At 39.2% G+C, this 16,372-nt stretch carries 14 protein-coding genes and 1 pseudogene; all 15 read right to left on the reverse strand.

What is annotated here, in order from left to right:
* Positions 1–80: 80 nt before the first annotated feature.
* Positions 81–1,247 (reverse strand): hypothetical protein, encoded by a 1,167-nt coding sequence (locus G608_RS0103545; RefSeq protein ID WP_330366889.1) that lies wholly within the window; start codon positions 1,245–1,247, stop codon positions 81–83.
* Positions 1,248–1,270: 23 nt separating this feature from the next.
* On the reverse strand, positions 1,271–4,561 hold the full coding sequence (locus G608_RS0103550; RefSeq protein WP_026494871.1) for a DEAD/DEAH box helicase family protein: 3,291 nt from the start codon (positions 4,559–4,561) through the stop codon (positions 1,271–1,273).
* Positions 4,562–4,715: 154 nt separating this feature from the next.
* The gene (locus G608_RS0103555; protein ID WP_026494872.1) at positions 4,716–5,849 is read right to left on the reverse strand and encodes a protein kinase; all 1,134 of its coding nucleotides are present in this window, start codon (positions 5,847–5,849) and stop codon (positions 4,716–4,718) included.
* A gap of 49 nt (positions 5,850–5,898) precedes the next feature.
* Entirely contained in the window at positions 5,899–6,093 is a 195-nt protein-coding gene (locus tag G608_RS0103560) for a hypothetical protein (protein WP_026494873.1), read from the reverse strand.
* Positions 6,094–6,251: 158 nt separating this feature from the next.
* Positions 6,252–6,683, reverse strand: a complete 432-nt coding sequence (locus G608_RS0103565) for a hypothetical protein (protein WP_026494874.1) — start codon at positions 6,681–6,683, stop codon at positions 6,252–6,254.
* Between the two features lie 10 nt (positions 6,684–6,693).
* On the reverse strand, positions 6,694–7,863 hold the full coding sequence (locus G608_RS22160; RefSeq protein WP_051208788.1) for a restriction endonuclease subunit S: 1,170 nt from the start codon (positions 7,861–7,863) through the stop codon (positions 6,694–6,696).
* Between the two features lie 92 nt (positions 7,864–7,955).
* Positions 7,956–8,192 (reverse strand): hypothetical protein, encoded by a 237-nt coding sequence (locus G608_RS23525; protein ID WP_026494875.1) that lies wholly within the window; start codon positions 8,190–8,192, stop codon positions 7,956–7,958.
* Between the two features lie 240 nt (positions 8,193–8,432).
* Positions 8,433–9,932: a class I SAM-dependent DNA methyltransferase gene (locus G608_RS0103585; protein ID WP_330366870.1), complete on the reverse strand. Its 1,500-nt coding sequence runs from the start codon at positions 9,930–9,932 to the stop codon at positions 8,433–8,435.
* 12 nt (positions 9,933–9,944) lie between these two features.
* Positions 9,945–11,003, reverse strand: coding sequence for a Fic family protein (locus G608_RS0103590; protein WP_026494877.1), 1,059 nt, complete (start codon positions 11,001–11,003; stop codon positions 9,945–9,947).
* A gap of 817 nt (positions 11,004–11,820) precedes the next feature.
* Positions 11,821–12,498, reverse strand: a complete 678-nt coding sequence (locus tag G608_RS19745; RefSeq protein ID WP_051208790.1) for a hypothetical protein — start codon at positions 12,496–12,498, stop codon at positions 11,821–11,823.
* Positions 12,499–12,568: 70 nt separating this feature from the next.
* A complete protein-coding gene (locus tag G608_RS19750) occupies positions 12,569–13,549 on the reverse strand; it encodes a phosphotransferase enzyme family protein (protein WP_081677284.1) in 981 nt (326 codons plus the stop codon).
* 42 nt (positions 13,550–13,591) lie between these two features.
* Positions 13,592–14,482, reverse strand: a complete 891-nt coding sequence (locus tag G608_RS0103605) for a mechanosensitive ion channel family protein (RefSeq protein WP_026494878.1) — start codon at positions 14,480–14,482, stop codon at positions 13,592–13,594.
* Between the two features lie 23 nt (positions 14,483–14,505).
* Positions 14,506–14,892, reverse strand: a pseudogene (locus tag G608_RS0103610) (PrsW family glutamic-type intramembrane protease); the annotation flags it as partial.
* Positions 14,893–15,079: 187 nt separating this feature from the next.
* Positions 15,080–16,093, reverse strand: coding sequence for a diguanylate cyclase (locus tag G608_RS22165; protein WP_051208792.1), 1,014 nt, complete (start codon positions 16,091–16,093; stop codon positions 15,080–15,082).
* Positions 16,069–16,272: a hypothetical protein gene (locus G608_RS0103620; protein ID WP_026494880.1), complete on the reverse strand. Its 204-nt coding sequence runs from the start codon at positions 16,270–16,272 to the stop codon at positions 16,069–16,071. The genes G608_RS22165 and G608_RS0103620 overlap by 25 nt, the downstream gene beginning before the upstream one ends.
* Positions 16,273–16,372 lie beyond the last annotated feature (100 nt).

Below are 16,372 nucleotides of genomic sequence, written 5' to 3' on the forward strand. Positions count from 1 at the left end.
AGGCTCTTTCCGGATGTCTTTAGTAACAATTAAATAAGTTTGTGGTGACTCCCTGTAAGTTTTCTCTTGACAGGAGGTCATTACATATCAGTTAATTCAGCATCACTTAAGATACGACCATAATAGTTTCTAAATATATCTTCAGCATTGCGAATAGCCTTAAATCCTTCTTCAACAGATCTGATGCCTACCAAGAACGCCAGTCTTGCATTACCATTAGCTATCTCTGATATTTTTTTCAAATATTCAGGATTAAGAATTCCCAAATCTGTTTTCAAAATGTCCTTAATCTCTTCATCAGTGAGTCTTCCTATCTCTATTACTTCTGGAGTAGAATACTTTGATACTGTAGAAATCACTCGTTCGCGAGCATAATCACGTACAGTGATCAGTATTTTAATTTCATACCCATCAGGAAGCGTCAAAAGAGTTTGTAAAACATTATCCAAGCTGACTACCATATTGGCATCATCAAGAAATATCACGTATTTCCCAGGATCATCGATATAAAACTTTATATCTTCATACAAAAAATTACCATTGCTTCGAACGCAAAAAACCTTATATTCTTTGTCATCCTGTGCACGGCATGCTTCAATCGCCAATCTGGTTTTCCCTATTCCAGACGGTCCTGTCAAAACTGTAACTGTATTATTGCTGATGCTCTTACATGTAGCATCTATTTCTTCTTTTCGATGCAGGAAATTGCAATCAATCGGTGCATTGATACCATTTGCATCATAAACTTTGACAAAATCCTCAATATCAAAAAACTGATTTGTATCAATCTCTACACCTAGCTGATTCTTGGCTATGTGCGGATATATTAATGCCAAATCATGAGAAAGTGTATCAATTCCAATAAGCTCTATTTCAACCCCCTCTAAAAGCTCCATAATGCTATTAAATTGTTCTATATGTATATTTGTTGAACAGTGTCCACAGATAATCTTTTTGATTTTATCTTTCTCTAATGATAATTTGGCAGTATTGAAGCATGACAAAATATCAGCCCGTATTTTATCTGCGGGCTGAGAGCTTACGCTTCCGTAGTTAATCAGTATATACTTCCCATCTTCCGTCAACACATACGCATCCGGAGTTCCCTTTGTCGGCTTATTAGTCGCAGTCTGCACGCCTAAAGTTTGAATATTTGTAAATTTATATTTTTTATAAAGATACTCATCAAACAACGACTGAAAAGCTCCACCTTCCAGCTGCATGATTTTACTTTGTATAGTATTCACATTACCCAATTACATACACCTTCTTACGCTGCTATCGCGTTATCATTTATGCTTTCAATAGCTTTCCGGATTCCCATCCAGACATTTAGATCTGTAAATAACTCAACTACGCTTCCCTGATCAGTAAAAGGCGATTCCTGAAGCACGGACAGATCTTTCATCATGCCATTGTGAACAATATACTCGACAATCTGGTTCACAAAGTATATCTGCCGGCTGTCAAGATAAGTGCCTTCCAAGTACTCTGAAAACGCCGCTTTAGCTGCATTCATATCAAGGCCAACGATCTCACGCACGAGCTCACCCAAAGGCTTAGAACCGTACTCCTGCTCATATTCTTCCTTTGTGCCAAGCTCAGACCAGAGAACTTTTTCCAATGCTTCAATATCATCGTGGGATAACGGTATGTTGGACTTAAGTTTCTTGATTGCCTCATTATCCTGATGCTCACGGATATAGTATTCCGCTTTTGCCTTGTAATTCTTCAGATCATCATTTTCAAGCTCCGACTCGTTCCATGTGACATCAAGAATATCATCCTCAAAGTTTGTATCATAACGAAGTTTGGTATGAGGAATATACTTCATAAGATTACGAAGTTTTTCTCTGATTTCCTCAAACTCATTAATGCCGCAGTTATCGATGTAATCCGTATGAAGTATCTTATCGATAAGTTCTGCCTGTACCTTTATTTCCGGTATGTTTGCAACGCTGGCGATACCCCTGACACGCTTAAACAAATCGCTTCGAGCTTTTCCGTATTTCTTGCCCACAAGGTATGCAAGCTCTATTCCATACATAAGTGCATCGAAACGTACCGCACTTGCTTCGTCATCGTTCGGAAGAATCAGAGGCGCAAGTTCTTCACGTACTATCAAAGTATCTTCATACGTCAGAGTCTGATAATTCACCTCATTTGAATACAAATCAACATATTTCAGGTGCTGCCTTACCGCAAAATTTTCACGCGGAAGTTCCTGCACCTTACCGGTCATCATTTCTACCAAGGCATTACGATATGCTATAAGCCTGTCCACCTGATATTCCAGATCCTGTAGCTTATATGTAATCTCGAACTGTAAGTTAAAGATTGCTCCCTGAAGCGCAATCATATTAGCAGTAGGTTTTCCCTTGCTCATGCGGAAGAACTCAAAGTTACCGCAGAAATCAAAAATGTAAAACTTGCTCTTGTCTTCTCCATCAATAAGTCCCGGACATAGTCTAGTACCGCGTCCGATCATCTGCCAAAACTTAGCATAGCTCATTACCTTCTTAAAGAAGACAAGGTTCAATACCTCCGGTACATCGATACCGGTATCCATCATATCAACGGATATCGCAATCTGAGGCAGCTTATTAGGCTCAGAGAACTCATCAATAAGAGTCTGAGCATAGTTGATCCTATTATCGATTACCTGAGCAAACCCGTTCAAATGTGGGTAGTCCTTATTGAAGATTTCAAGGATTTTTTCGGCATGATCATGATTCTTTGCAAAGATAATAGTCTTTCCAAGCTTCTGACCATAATCTATCTTGATCCCCTCTGTCATAACGGTATGAAGAACCTGACGAATGGTATCTTCGTTAAAAATCCATGAGTTAAGTGCTGATGAACTTATAGCTTCTGGAACATCTCCGTCTTCCATCTCAAAAGTACTTTCATAAATTGCTTTATCTTCCTCAGAAAGATCTGCGTACACGATTCCTTGCTCTATGAACTTAAGCTTTGTCTCTACAGACAAGAAATCCACAAGATATCCATCGGTTACAGCCTGTCCAAGCTCATAACCGTAAGTCGGAACGCCGGGTTCCAATTCAAATATCTCATATGTATTCTTATCGATATCATCCTTAGGTGTAGCCGTAAGACCTACCAGTGGAGCATCAAAGTATGTAAAGATGTCTCTGTATTTGTTATAGATAGACCTGTGTGCCTCGTCGCATATTACAAGGTCAAAATGGCCACTGGTAAATAGTTTCTGATCCTCAACCTTTACAGAATCAATGCAGTTCATCATAGTCTGATACGTAGAGAAAACGCAGTGAGCATTATAGTTATCCTTCTCTTCACAAAGGTTTGTCACCGAAAGGGATGAATAGTTGTTTACAAACGCCCTCTTTGCCTGAGTTACAAGCGATGTCCTGTCCGCAAGGAAAAGGATATTCTTAATCCATCCTGCATCAAGAAGTACATGGCACAGTTCGATTACAGTTCTTGTCTTACCGGAACCAGTTGCCATGACAAGAAGGGCTTTTCTACGGTTCTTCTTATCGAAGCTGTCACATACTGCTTTAATTGCAGCTTCCTGATAATAGCGACCGGCAATCTTCTTATCTACATTTATATGATCAAGGGATGTCCGCATCCTTCTAAGATTGAACATCTTTTCAAGGTCTGCCTTGGAGTATATGCAGGCAACCTTTCTCTCCGGATACTGTCCATCTATAATTCTTGTTTCAAAACCATTTGTTAGAAAAACACACGGTCTTCTCTTATACTGTTTCTCCAAAAGATCCGCATAAAGCTTTGCCTGCTGACGTCCTTTAGATACATCGACGCAGGTTCTCTTTGCTTCTATAACAGCAAGCGGCTTATGAGTATTGTCATAAAGAACATAATCCGCATAGCCGACTTCGGATTTATTTGGCATTCCCGGGAGTTCTACTTCATTGATCCAGTCGGAGCCTTCTTTCCAACCGGCATCCATAAGCATGGCATCAATATAAATCTTTCGTGTTTTATACTCGGAAAGATCCAGAGGCTTCGGAACATAGGTCTCGGCCTGCTCTTCGCGGCGGGATGTCAGTTCTTTCTTTAACGCTGAATTCTCTTCAATGAGCTTCTCAATATCAACGTCAGGGAAATCCTTTTTAACCTGTTCGTTTTCGTCTTTTTTGAGCAAAGACTTGTCAAAACTATGCTCTTCGTATTCATCAGCATAGCAGTAGCATACGAAATCTAAGAAAATCTGAAGGTTCTCAAGGCAGAGTATCGCCTGATCTTCTGTAATCTTCTTGCCGGAGTGAGCCGCATTGTTACCCATCTTACGGATGAAATCCATACGCTTCATAAGGTCTTCATCGATGATATCTCTGAATTCCTCTGTGCTCATAAGACTTATCAGATTATCCTGATACGGCATGGTAAGTGATGCGTCAACCGAATACATCCACTTTATCGCAAACTCCATCGCCCTCCGGCAGTTGATGATGCAGGAGGTAGGGTCTATATATAATATTTTTTCAGCCGCTATTGCCACATCAGAAAATGTGTTGAATTTCGGCTCCTTTTTAAGATAATCGAAATTTGTCATAGCTACGAGAAACACATGACCGCGGAGACGGTTGAAGCAGGACATGCAAGCTTGCTTGCAATGGACTGCTTTAATCGGATCAGCGGGCTGTGTGGCGACAGCCACACAGCGAAAAAGCCGCAGGCTTTCGAGCGGTCATGCCCTATGCCTCCTTTCAGTTCAGAATCTCATGTACTCTTTCCTGTACCATTTTACTGATTAGTTTTAATCTATCCGATGAATAATTATATGCACCTACTTTTTGTAGGTTATATGTTAACATCTTTCTCAATTTTTCTTTTAATCTGCTGTCCATTACCTTTTTTGCCTCTTCCATATAATCTTCATATACACAAGGAAGTAATGTCTCGGCATATTCCTTAAGTAGTTTCTCATCTGCCCAGTTTTCTTCTCCTGCTAGATTAAACAGGGAATTTCCATGGTCAAACAGTGGTGCCGGAGCTATTATCTTATTTGTTTTACTATCAACAAGCACTCCGAAATTGCCAAAGTGCCTGTCAGTATTGTAGATCACTGCATCTAACACTATCATATCGTTAAGTGCATCTACATATTCAGATCCAAGATTCTCATAATACTCTCGTACTGCCCTCATCCCACCTGTTTTTACTACCCGACCTATAGGAACAAAAGCTATATCTTTACTCGTAAATAATTCACATGCAGAGCACAATTGCTTCTTCCATTTTGAAACCTTGTAAGGAACAACATTCATACCCAAGGCTGTCCCTATCTCATATGCATATAATTCCGAATACGGCTCATTTCCCGTATTGGATGCTCCCGATGTAGCTCCTTTATAAAGATAAACTTTCCCGCTAATTCTTCTCCAACATTTTGGAAGCATTCCGTTTGTTGTAAACTCCGGCGAAGATGCCAATGAAGATCTGGCACTGCTCCCATATCCGGTAAAAGCAATCATGGCAAGCACACGGCTGAAATTATTCTCATAGAGATTATTATCTCCAAATGTTCCTGCAAATCCTTCTTCCACTACCCAGTATGAATCATTTAAGGATAAACCTCTGCAAACTGAGATTACATCCATAGGCCTGTTGGCATTAAGACCACACTTTGCAAGGAAGGCATTAACATAGGCTCGGTTTTTGGGAATAGTCCTGTTCTTCAGCCAAGAAGCAATGCCTTTGTCGCTTAGTTCCATGCCTAAAGGAAGCAGATGCTTTTTCTTTTCATTTATCCATGTAATCTGTAACACAGGATCAGACAAGTTCTCAATGATTTTAAATTTAATTATATCTACGTCAAATAGTTTTAAAATGTATTCCATAAAAAAGCTCCCTATTGGGCATTCAAATTAATCAGGTTCGCTATTATATTCACCGTCTAAAATACCGGTCAAGTAATTGACAAAAGTTTGCAAAGCCGACAGTGCCAAGTAATTCTCCCGCCAACTTTTGTTGCTGAACAGGAGCAAGCAGTCGTATTGACTCTATTGCCTTTAGCATATCGCTTTTAGCCTTTCTGTACGCATCCGTTGGCTCAATTTCAACTGAAATCTTATAATCATTCATGGCCTTTCCTCCTTGTTTTTTGATAATATGATAAAGCCTTACCTAAAGATTAACAATGAAGTTTTCATGCCATTTGAGTGCAGTTTTCGTAACATCTCAAGCAACTATTTATATCGCCAAGTATCATGTATGCTGTGATAGTCATAAACAAACCTCATTTACAAATCACTTTCAAACATCCCTATAGTCAAATCAGTTCTTATCTTGTATTTTCTTTTATAATTATCATGAATGGTAATATCTATCTTATCAGCCGGATTGCACAGCTTTTCCATTCCAGCCTTATGATAAGACTGTACTACACTGCTTCCATTAAAGGTAATTCTATCCACTCCGCTTGGTTGTATACGGAGTTCCTGCAATCCATCACGGATATCCACATAAAAGACATGAGTATCAATGCTAAACACTATTTTAGTTATAATCACAGTCCGCATAGAGTCATTAGTTGCATATATAACAAATCGAGGTGCATACTCTGCCTTAATTAGCAACTTCTTTGTATTTTCATACAAATTTAACCATATTCCAATGATTCCAACACAAGTAGCTCCGATTGTTCCTATTCCCGTTATTGCATCCCAGTTCATAATCTTTCTCCTATCCAAAATATTCCTGCATCAGACTATCAAAAAGTGTCTGCGTTTCATCCAACGCCTTCTGCACGGCAACTTTTGATGTGTCGACTTGTTCAATAAATTCAGCAAACTGATCTTGGAGTTCCATTGACGGCACTATAAAAACCTTTTCCTCCAATTTTGACTTAGACAAAATTCCTTTTAATGCCATATTGATATCCTCTACCAAATAATCTTTGGAAATCTGAAGCAAAGTATATAGGAATAAAGTGTTATATTGTTCAGGAACAATGGCATTGATTTGCTGATTAAAAGCAACCCTTCTGTCAGTCACACAAACTCTTCCAATGCTGGCAATACTTCCTGCAATGCAAGCCATTAGTATGGAATTTTCATCCACAATTCTACCTTCTTCCGCACCGGATTCTGATAAGCATTCTGCGGCTTTAGTTGGATTTAACACTCCTGAAACAATATTGTCGGTTTTTATCCATTCCATGTAATCCCCGTAGTACTCGGAAACTTTTCTAGATGGTGTGTTTCCTGTAATTACTTTGCATGTTTTTCCTATTTCTTCAGTATCATATCCAAATGGATTTATTCTCGGATCGCCAAACATCTCGACAAATCGGGCTTTGATGAGTTCATCAAGCATCTCTAGCTCAAGTTGTCTTTTCTTAATTATTACCTCCAGTTTAGAAATACGCTCTATTATTTCTTTTTGCTGGTCCAGTGGTGGCAAAGATATCTCCATCTTATTAGCAGTCTGAATAGTAAATGTTCCCACTGTTGTTCCACTAGAATTTTTGGATATAAAATCCTTTACTTCTTTTGAGTCAAATGCCTTTACAAGGTATTCAGGCAATATCCTATCTGGAGCCTTTTGTTTAAACCATAAGATATTTCCATCTTTGAAATAGAACTCATCTCCTGGTTTTACTACGTAACAAACACCCAAAGTACCAACACCAGTTACCATCACATCACCTGGTTGTGGCTTACCATATCTTTCTGTATATTCTTCATACAAATCTTCATCGATAAATAACTCGTTATCTACATAACCATCCTCTGATAATCGGGCTATTTCCCTTGCTCTATAAAAAGGTACTCCTTCTTCCCTCCATTCAGATTGAAAAACTCTTTTACTAGAGCCAATATCATAAAGATTACTTAGCTTTTCTTTAACCATATCATCCCTACAAATCTCAATTTGAGGTTTGCCTTTCCTTTATGCTGCAAAAATTCTGCTTACTAAAGTCATAATACTGTTTTACCTTCCAATTATATTTTACTAGCTTGAATCACTATCTCTTGCAAGCATTGATCTATCGCCATTTGCTGATACTCCGGCGATACCTTTCGAGCAGCTTCACAATAATCCCTTATAGCCTTTCTCATCTCTAAGATATTCTTTTGTTGTTCTGCTTGATGTTGTTGTAAACTGCTATTATTCTGTTGTCCATAATTTAGTAACGAACTCTGATTAAAAATACTATATGGATAGTTGTTATAATTCATAATTCTCCTTTTTTGTTCTCACTTTGCTACTTTAAACCTCTCTCATCCAACATAAGTTTTCCGACCTTTACCTTCTTCTTTAGTCGTTCTATATGTTCTTTCTCGATTTGCTGTATACTTTCTTCGGTGTTGGTAAATCTTCCGGCATAGTTCCACCAATTTCCCGACCTCAGGAAATTGGTCTAAAACCCGTGACAACTTGTCACGCCTTCAACCGTTTACATATTTCAACTAATTGCGTCACTGCGCCAGCAGTTTTTCCAGCTCATCCATTTCCTGACTGATCTGCTTCTCGATTTCTCTGATATTTGCCATAATCTCTGATGTCGGAGGATATTCTATCGCAACATACTCAACTTCCTTATACTTGTTGATAGAGAGATCGTAGTCGTTATCTGCAATCTCTTTCTTGGATACCATGAAGGATTTATCCGTACGTTTTCTGTTTTTTTCAGCCTCTAGATTCTTGAAGCGGCTGATAATATCCTGAATATCATTATCCTTAATTTCAGTCCGCTTATCATCAAGGCTAAACCCATCCGCTGTCATATCATAAAACCACACATCATCTGTTCCACCATGACCAGTCTTAGTAAAGATTAGTATTCCGGTCGAAACGCCGGCATATGGCTTAAACACACCGGAGGGCATAGAGATTACCGCTTCAAGTCGCTGATTTTCTACAATTTCCTTTCTTATAGCCTTATGTGCATTGGAAGATCCAAAGAGCACTCCATCAGGAACGATACAAGCGCATCTTCCGCCAATCTTAAGCATTCTCACAAACAATGCCAGGAATAAAAGTTCTGTTTTCTTGGTCTTGCAGACCTTCTGAAGGTCTGTTGATATAGTATCCGCATCAAGGTTTCCCTTAAACGGCGGATTCGCCAAAATAAGGGAATACATATCCTTATCAGGGTTCTGGTCAGACAAGCTGTCACGATACTCGATAAACGGATTCTCAACGCCGTGGGTCATCATATTCATGGCACCGATACGTAGCATTGTTCTGTCCATATCATATCCGTGGAACATGTCATTCATGAAATGATTTCTGTTCTGTTTATCAAGAAGGACTTCCTTCTTATATTTTTCTCTTAAGTAGTCACCGCTGGTAACAAGGAATCCTGAAGTTCCGCAAGCTGGGTCGCAGATAAAGTCTGTCGGCTTCGGATCCATCATCTCCACTATCATACGGATGATATGTCTCGGAGTTCTGAACTGACCGTTAACACCGGACTGAGCAATCTTAGAAAGGAGGTACTCATATACATCACCACGGATATCGGTCTGGTGAAGTTCTTCCATCATGGAATATATTTCATCCATAGCGTCAACAATCTTGGAGAGCATCAAAGGAGTGTTTACCTTAAAGATTGCGTCATCCATGTATTTGCTATAGGCTGAGTTCTTGTCTCCGTGAAGATTCTTTATAAAAGGGAATACCCATTCCTGGACAACTGAATACATTCTCTGTGCCGGGAAGTCGTGGAAGGTAGACCACTTAAGCTGATTACCATCAACCTTACGGTCTCCGATCTCAACTTCATCTGCAAATATGCTCTTGTAAGAAAGCCCAAGCATGGCAGCTTCCTTTGCCCGGAGGTTATCTGTATCATCCAGATCCTTTATGAACATGAGGTATGTCATCTGCTCAACAACATCGAGCGGATTGGTGATTCCTCCGTTCCAAAAGATTTCCCACAAACTATCAATCTTATTACCAAGTTCTCCGGTCATTATCGTTCTCCTTTATTCCTTATCTCTGTTCCAAACGTATTTTGTATATCTACCGCCACCAATCTTTATTATGCTTTCCGATGACAGAAGTTCTGACAGTGCCCTTTCAACAGTTATGCGGCTTATGTCAGGGCATTTCTCCATAATCTGCGACTTCGTGATTTCGCCGTAAGTATTTTTAATCAGTTCAGCCACACGCTCCGGCTTTGAAAGACCACTGGTAACTAAAGTCTCTACCCTGTCAGAGAAATCTCTGTATGCAGCAACAACAACACCGAGCGTATACTGAACAAACGGAACGTAATTGTTCTCTTCCTCATGCCAGTTAAGGGAGCTTTCCTGCAGGCACTCATAATATGATGTCTTAGTCTTTTCTATCAGATGTTCTATACTGATATACTTACCAACGATGTATCCGGCTCTGTATAACATCAGCAACGTAAGCAGTCTGCTCATTCTTCCGTTGCCGTCATTAAACGGATGGATGCAAAGGAAATCCAATATAAACATCGGTATCAAAAGCAGTGGATCTATTGTTCCGGTTCCGAGAGCTTTGTCAAATTCATTACAAAGATTCTCGATTGCCTCAGGCGTTTCCCAGGCAGGAACCGGTCTGAATCTCACAAATTTGTTGCCCTGTTCGTCTTCTTCCTCAATGATATTATCCGCCGCTTTATACTTTCCGCCGATATCATAACCTTCAAATTTATAAAGATCTCTATGAAGCTGTAGGATCATATTTGGTCTTATCGAAATATAATCATGACTCTCATGGATTGTATTAAGTACATCCCTGTATCCGGCTATTTCGCGCTCGTTTCTCGTCTTAGGCGTAGTCTTATCTTTAACTAGTGCTTTCAGTCTCGCATCGGAAGTATAGATACCTTCAATCTTGTTGGATGCTTCGGTACTCTGAATCTTCGCAATCTCAACAAGTTGCGTCAGCGAATCTGCCTTCGCTTCTATAAAAAGTGACTGCTCACCTTTATACTCATGGATCTGCGTAAGCAGTGCCACTATTTCCGGTGTCAGTAGTTTTTCCCACTTTTTACTGTAATCAAAATTTCTCATTTTAATATCCTCATTTATACATCAATTTACTCATAAGCGGATATAATGATGCATTTAAATAATAACACTCATTATACTCATTATCAACGCTAATTGCATCAAATTTGCAAAAATGATGCAATTAAGCAATTGATGATATAATTAAATAGTTTATCTAAAATAGTCAAATCGTATTAGATTCCGAATTGATTGCTAAGGATCTTCAATACGACATTGTTGTAATATAAACCGACACTTTTGTTTTTACTTCGCATCATATCTGTTCTCTTTTTGCTACCTTATTTGCTACCTTATTTGCTACTTTATTTGCTACTAACCTAAGAAAAAGCACCCTGCATCACACAGAGTGCTCTCATCATTCATCGGGTGGCTCACCTTCAAAAGGTGTAAACGGGGTGTAAATCAGATACCACTCCGCCCACAAATGGCTTATTTCCGCTATTCCTCGATTTGGCATTAAATCCTGCCGTGGCAAACAAATAGTATTCTAATCATTGCTCTTTTTACCTCTATTTCTGCGTTTTCTTGTTTTTCCTGATATGATCTCATTAGCATATTAGGGCATATTATAGCATGTATTATCCGGCAAAGGGGGCAAAAAAAGGTGCAAATCTACAGAACTTGCACCTCGAATTTTCTTTATGCTTGCAAATTTATCTATTACCCGCTGCATTACAATTCTTTTCCTCCATTCTTTTGAGAGAAAGTACGTATTCTTATCTTTTCAGTTCGTAGCATCTTTCATGTACTTCTCATGGTCATTGTTCATTTCATATCTCAATATTCAAAGATCTATTAGAGCTGCTTAATCTAATCATTATCTTTGGTTTTTAAAACCTTCATATCTTGGTTCGTATTTGTAATGTAATGCCGCTTCCAAAAGATTCAGAGCAAAAATGCCAAGCGAAGCATCAAGAAGAATATCGATTCTTCTTGTGTTCTTCTTAATCCAGTCCCCAACATTTAATTCGTTAATGCCGAGCCCCTGCATTTCACTATCTTTCAAAATAGATTTCGACAGATTGCTGTTGGAGCTTTTCGGTAAATAATGCTGGCTTTCAAACCTTGCATTACTACTAGGCCCCGCTTCTCCTATCTTCAAAAATTCACCATTATAGTTAAATGTGTATATACCCATTTTGCCTTTTCCAAGACTCTTAGGTGTATGTGGCATTCCACGATCGATGATCTCATATCCAGATTCTATTGGCTTACCGGCAGCTCTCGTCACTTCACGTATTATCTCATCAAACTCGCTGACATACTCTGAAACTTCTTTAATCTCTTTTGTCCCGATATTATCTGTACTGACACCAATGGGGTAATACCTTTGTGGTGTATAATTTCTATCCACAGTAACCTTATGAGTAAGCTCGAGATTGTAAAGCTCATTATAAATATGATGCGAATTCTTATCGAAAAGGGCAGTTATCTCCGGAGCAGTAATTCCGGGATTCTTGAAAATAACATCTAATATCTGAGCTCCTATAGTCATAGTTTTCACCTCCATCAGTCACACAGATTCATCTTTCTAAAGCGATCACTATACAGTTCACGATGGCCCCTCAAAAATATGGTATATGCTTTATCAGGCATTCCGCGGCATCTTCGATATCCTCAGGATCAAGCTCTTCTCCTTCACGTGCACAGCACTCAAATTCGTCAACTATGTTTTCGATAAGTACCATGTCAATGAACAGCTGTAGCTGAGAAAGCTCATCGTCGGAAATATCAGTCTCACTCCTGTATCCTGCAAGTACTGTATCAAAATAGCCTTTCATCCCATCCATGCGTTTTCTGGGATCCGGTTCATTTTGAAACCATCCGGTTCCGTGAATCCAAAGATTAGCCAGGTCAAACATGTACCAGCAATACATACAGTTATCAAAATCAAATACCGTGATGTCACCGGTATTCATATCAATATGGTAATTTCCATCACTAAAATCAAAATGCACAAGTCCATAAACGCTCTCGTTCACAGGAAGCTTGTGAAAATCTTCCAGGCGCTCTCCGATCGCTATTTTGAGATCCTTATATTCATCAGGTATCAATTCTTCGATATACTCCTGATTGTATTTATCAAAAAGCTCCGTTCTTTTGTTCAGTGGCTTATATACCTTCGAAAGTCTGTGAATTGCGCCAAGCGTTTTACCCGTGTTGTAAAAGTACTCATCAAGTGGTGCCCCTTCTCTGTACCTGTATCCATTATCTGAAATCAGTATTCCTTGGGCAAAAGAAAACAGCATTACGAAGCACTCTGTTCCATCCTCAAAAAAAGACTCAACAAGATTTTGGTTTAAAGAAGAAATCACATCCGCCACAGGAGCTCCTGCTTCTGCAAGATAATGAACAAACTCTGCCTCAGCCAGATACTCTTCTCTTTTCCTGTCGCCAAGTACTGAAAAGCGCAAAACATATTCCGGTATTCCGTTTCTTTTGCAAATATAAATTTGATTCCTTCCACCTTCGTGGCCAGGGGCTCTACTTAGTTCATATTCTTTTAGACCATACAGACTCTTTGCATTTTCAAGAAATTTGTCCAATAATAACTCTCCTTTTGCAGATTTTGGTCCAGGGGACGGGGTTCATTTTTGCATTACAACACTTGTATATGGATACGGTATCTCGATGCCTGCAGCAGTCAGAGCCTCGAATACTCTTGTATTTATGTCGTCCTTTATAACCTCAGTAGCTGTACCCGGCTTAAAATACACAGTTACTTTCATACAAAGAGAGCTGTCATCTATAGCTATGAAATAGACAGGTCCGTATATCATCTCACCGTTTTTTGCCTTTTTACCGGGATAAGAATATGGGCTCTCTTCTATAGCATCAAAAATTACCTGCTTAGCTTTCTTTATGTCAGATTTATAGTCTACAGGAAAACTAAACTGCACGGATCTTGGAACATAATCATAACTGTAATTCTTAATTGTCTCAGTATTTATGGTACTGTTTGGAATCATCAGCACAATTGTATCTATCAATCGAAGTTCTATATGACGCATAGTGATTCTTTCAACTATACCTGATGTTCCATCCGGAAGCTCAATCCTGTCCCCAAGATCAAAAGGCTTATAAACGCTTATCTGAATACCTGCGAGAATATCCTTTATTACATCCTGCGCAGCGAAGCCTACTACAGCAGCCAAAACTGCAGCACTACCCAGTAGCGAATGCCCGATTTTGTCTCCACCAAGAGGAATTACAACAAATATGATAATAATGGCAAGTTTGACCAGGCTCTCGGCAAACTGAATATGTATCTTTTTGCCCTTCTTTTTTTCTATGGATGCAAAGATCTTTTTACTGATTTTCAGGCATACCCAGCCAATGAAGAAATAGAACCCCAAAAGCAGAATTGTAATCAAAAAAATTATTAGGATTGTCGCCAAAAAGCCACCTGGATTCTCAGACAAATACTGCATTATCTCATCTTTGTGAGTTTCAAAAATCTCAGTTATAAAAGTGTTCATTTGAATTCCTCATGTTTTAATAATCAAAATTGGCCACTAACTCCGTCTCCGTGAGTGTTGATCAGCATAACAGGCTTATCAGTGAGTTCCTTAGCAAGTTCCAGGGCATTAGGGCAATTCGCACCGCCGCTTACGGCAAACTCGATATTTTCCAGAACAGTGAAGCCCAGACCCACGAGAACTGCTGCGATGATCATATCATGCCAGCTCTTCGCCTCCGTATTCTTTAATAGTGCAAGTCGGAAAAAGATATATTTAGCGACTTCCTCCATCAGCGCCGCAGTAAGTAAGGCTGTAAGAAATCCCGCCACTACAGGATTAAAGCCAAAAAACATATCTCTTTCAATAGGGGTTACAATCGAAAATCCAAGTGCTGCAACAACAGAAAGTGCGCCAAAGCCAAGAAATCTTGCTACCGTCTTTTTTGAAAATGGCTCCCCCTGTTTTCCTCTTAAGAAGCCACTTCAGTAAAAAAATAGCATACTACCAATTCTAGAATCATTAGTAAAACATTTTTTCATCCTCCTCATAAAGAAACATAAATAAATGTTACAATATTTATTCATGTTTAAAAAGTTCTTTTTATATTGTTGCCAATCATTCCCTCCTTACTACTCTGTTTCTACCACTTTCCTTGGCAATGTAAAGGGCCTCATCCGCTCTTTTAACAAATGATTCAAGATTGTCTCCCGGCTTATTCTGCCCAACGCCAAAACTCATGGTGATATGCTTCACGGTTTCAAAATAACTTTCTTCAATCTGCTTCCTAAGATTTTCAGCAAACTCAGCAGCTTCACTAATTTCCATATCCGTAAGCACATAGATAAATTCCTCCCCTCCCCAGCGGCCAAAAACATGCCTTGGTCCGAGATTTTCTCTGATAACATCAACAGATGCCCTTAGCACCATGTCTCCAACGTCATGTCCATAGGTATCATTTACATGTTTGAAATGATCTATATCCATAAAAATAAGACATGCCGGAGTGTTATCTGTATTACAAAAATCCAGCACCTCGTTTATCTTGTGTTCTAGCTCCCACCTGTTATATACCTTAGTCAGCTGATCGGTATAAGCAATTCTTCCAAGCTCTTTATTAACCGCATCAAGCTCTGTGGAAGTTCTTTCAAGAAAATGAAGAATTCGATCTATAAAAGGAATATAATCTCTTTCATCATTTTGATCATCATCCTCTATAAGATTCACACAGGCTCTTATTTCATCTTCCATATCGGAATTCTCAGAAAGCCCCACTGCCACCATCGCACTGTTCAGTGCACCTCCGTCACCGGTTGATGACATGAAAAGTTCTGCATAACCTATGGCAACTGAAAACTCCGAAGTAATCTCTTTATAACTGTTTGTCTCACAGGAAGCCCTCTCTTTAAGGAACCTGACTCTGTTTCCACATTCAAACAAAAATACCGCTTCCGGTTTAAAGCTCTTCATTCCCTCAACCGACTTACTTATTACCGCCAGAAGATTATCGGCATTGCCGTAAGAGAGCCTGAATTTTTCGCCCTTTATCACATCCGATGTAAAATGGATTGAGTTATTCTCTCCGTAAGCGGATGGAACTCTTGCAATTACGCAGTCATTCCTATAAGACATGCGTTACTGCAACCGGCAATTATATAATCCACTATCTTTTCATCATCCGCATCTACCTTTGGATTATAAAGCTGCATAAGAACACCTGAAGCATTGATATAATCTTCAGAATCTTTAATTCCTTCTACTATCGGTTTTAGTTCATCAAAAGCATGGAAAACGTATCTTTTCTGGATCATAGAAGTGCTATCCTCTCCGGGGCATAGCCACCAATCAGAACAAGTGTTAAGCTCATTTTAGCATAATTCATTGCATAAAATTATAAAGTGTTCATCAAAT

Origin of the sequence: Butyrivibrio sp. WCD3002 (assembly GCF_000424265.1) — a bacterium.
In the GTDB taxonomy this organism is placed as follows: Bacteria; Bacillota; Clostridia; order Lachnospirales; family Lachnospiraceae; genus Butyrivibrio.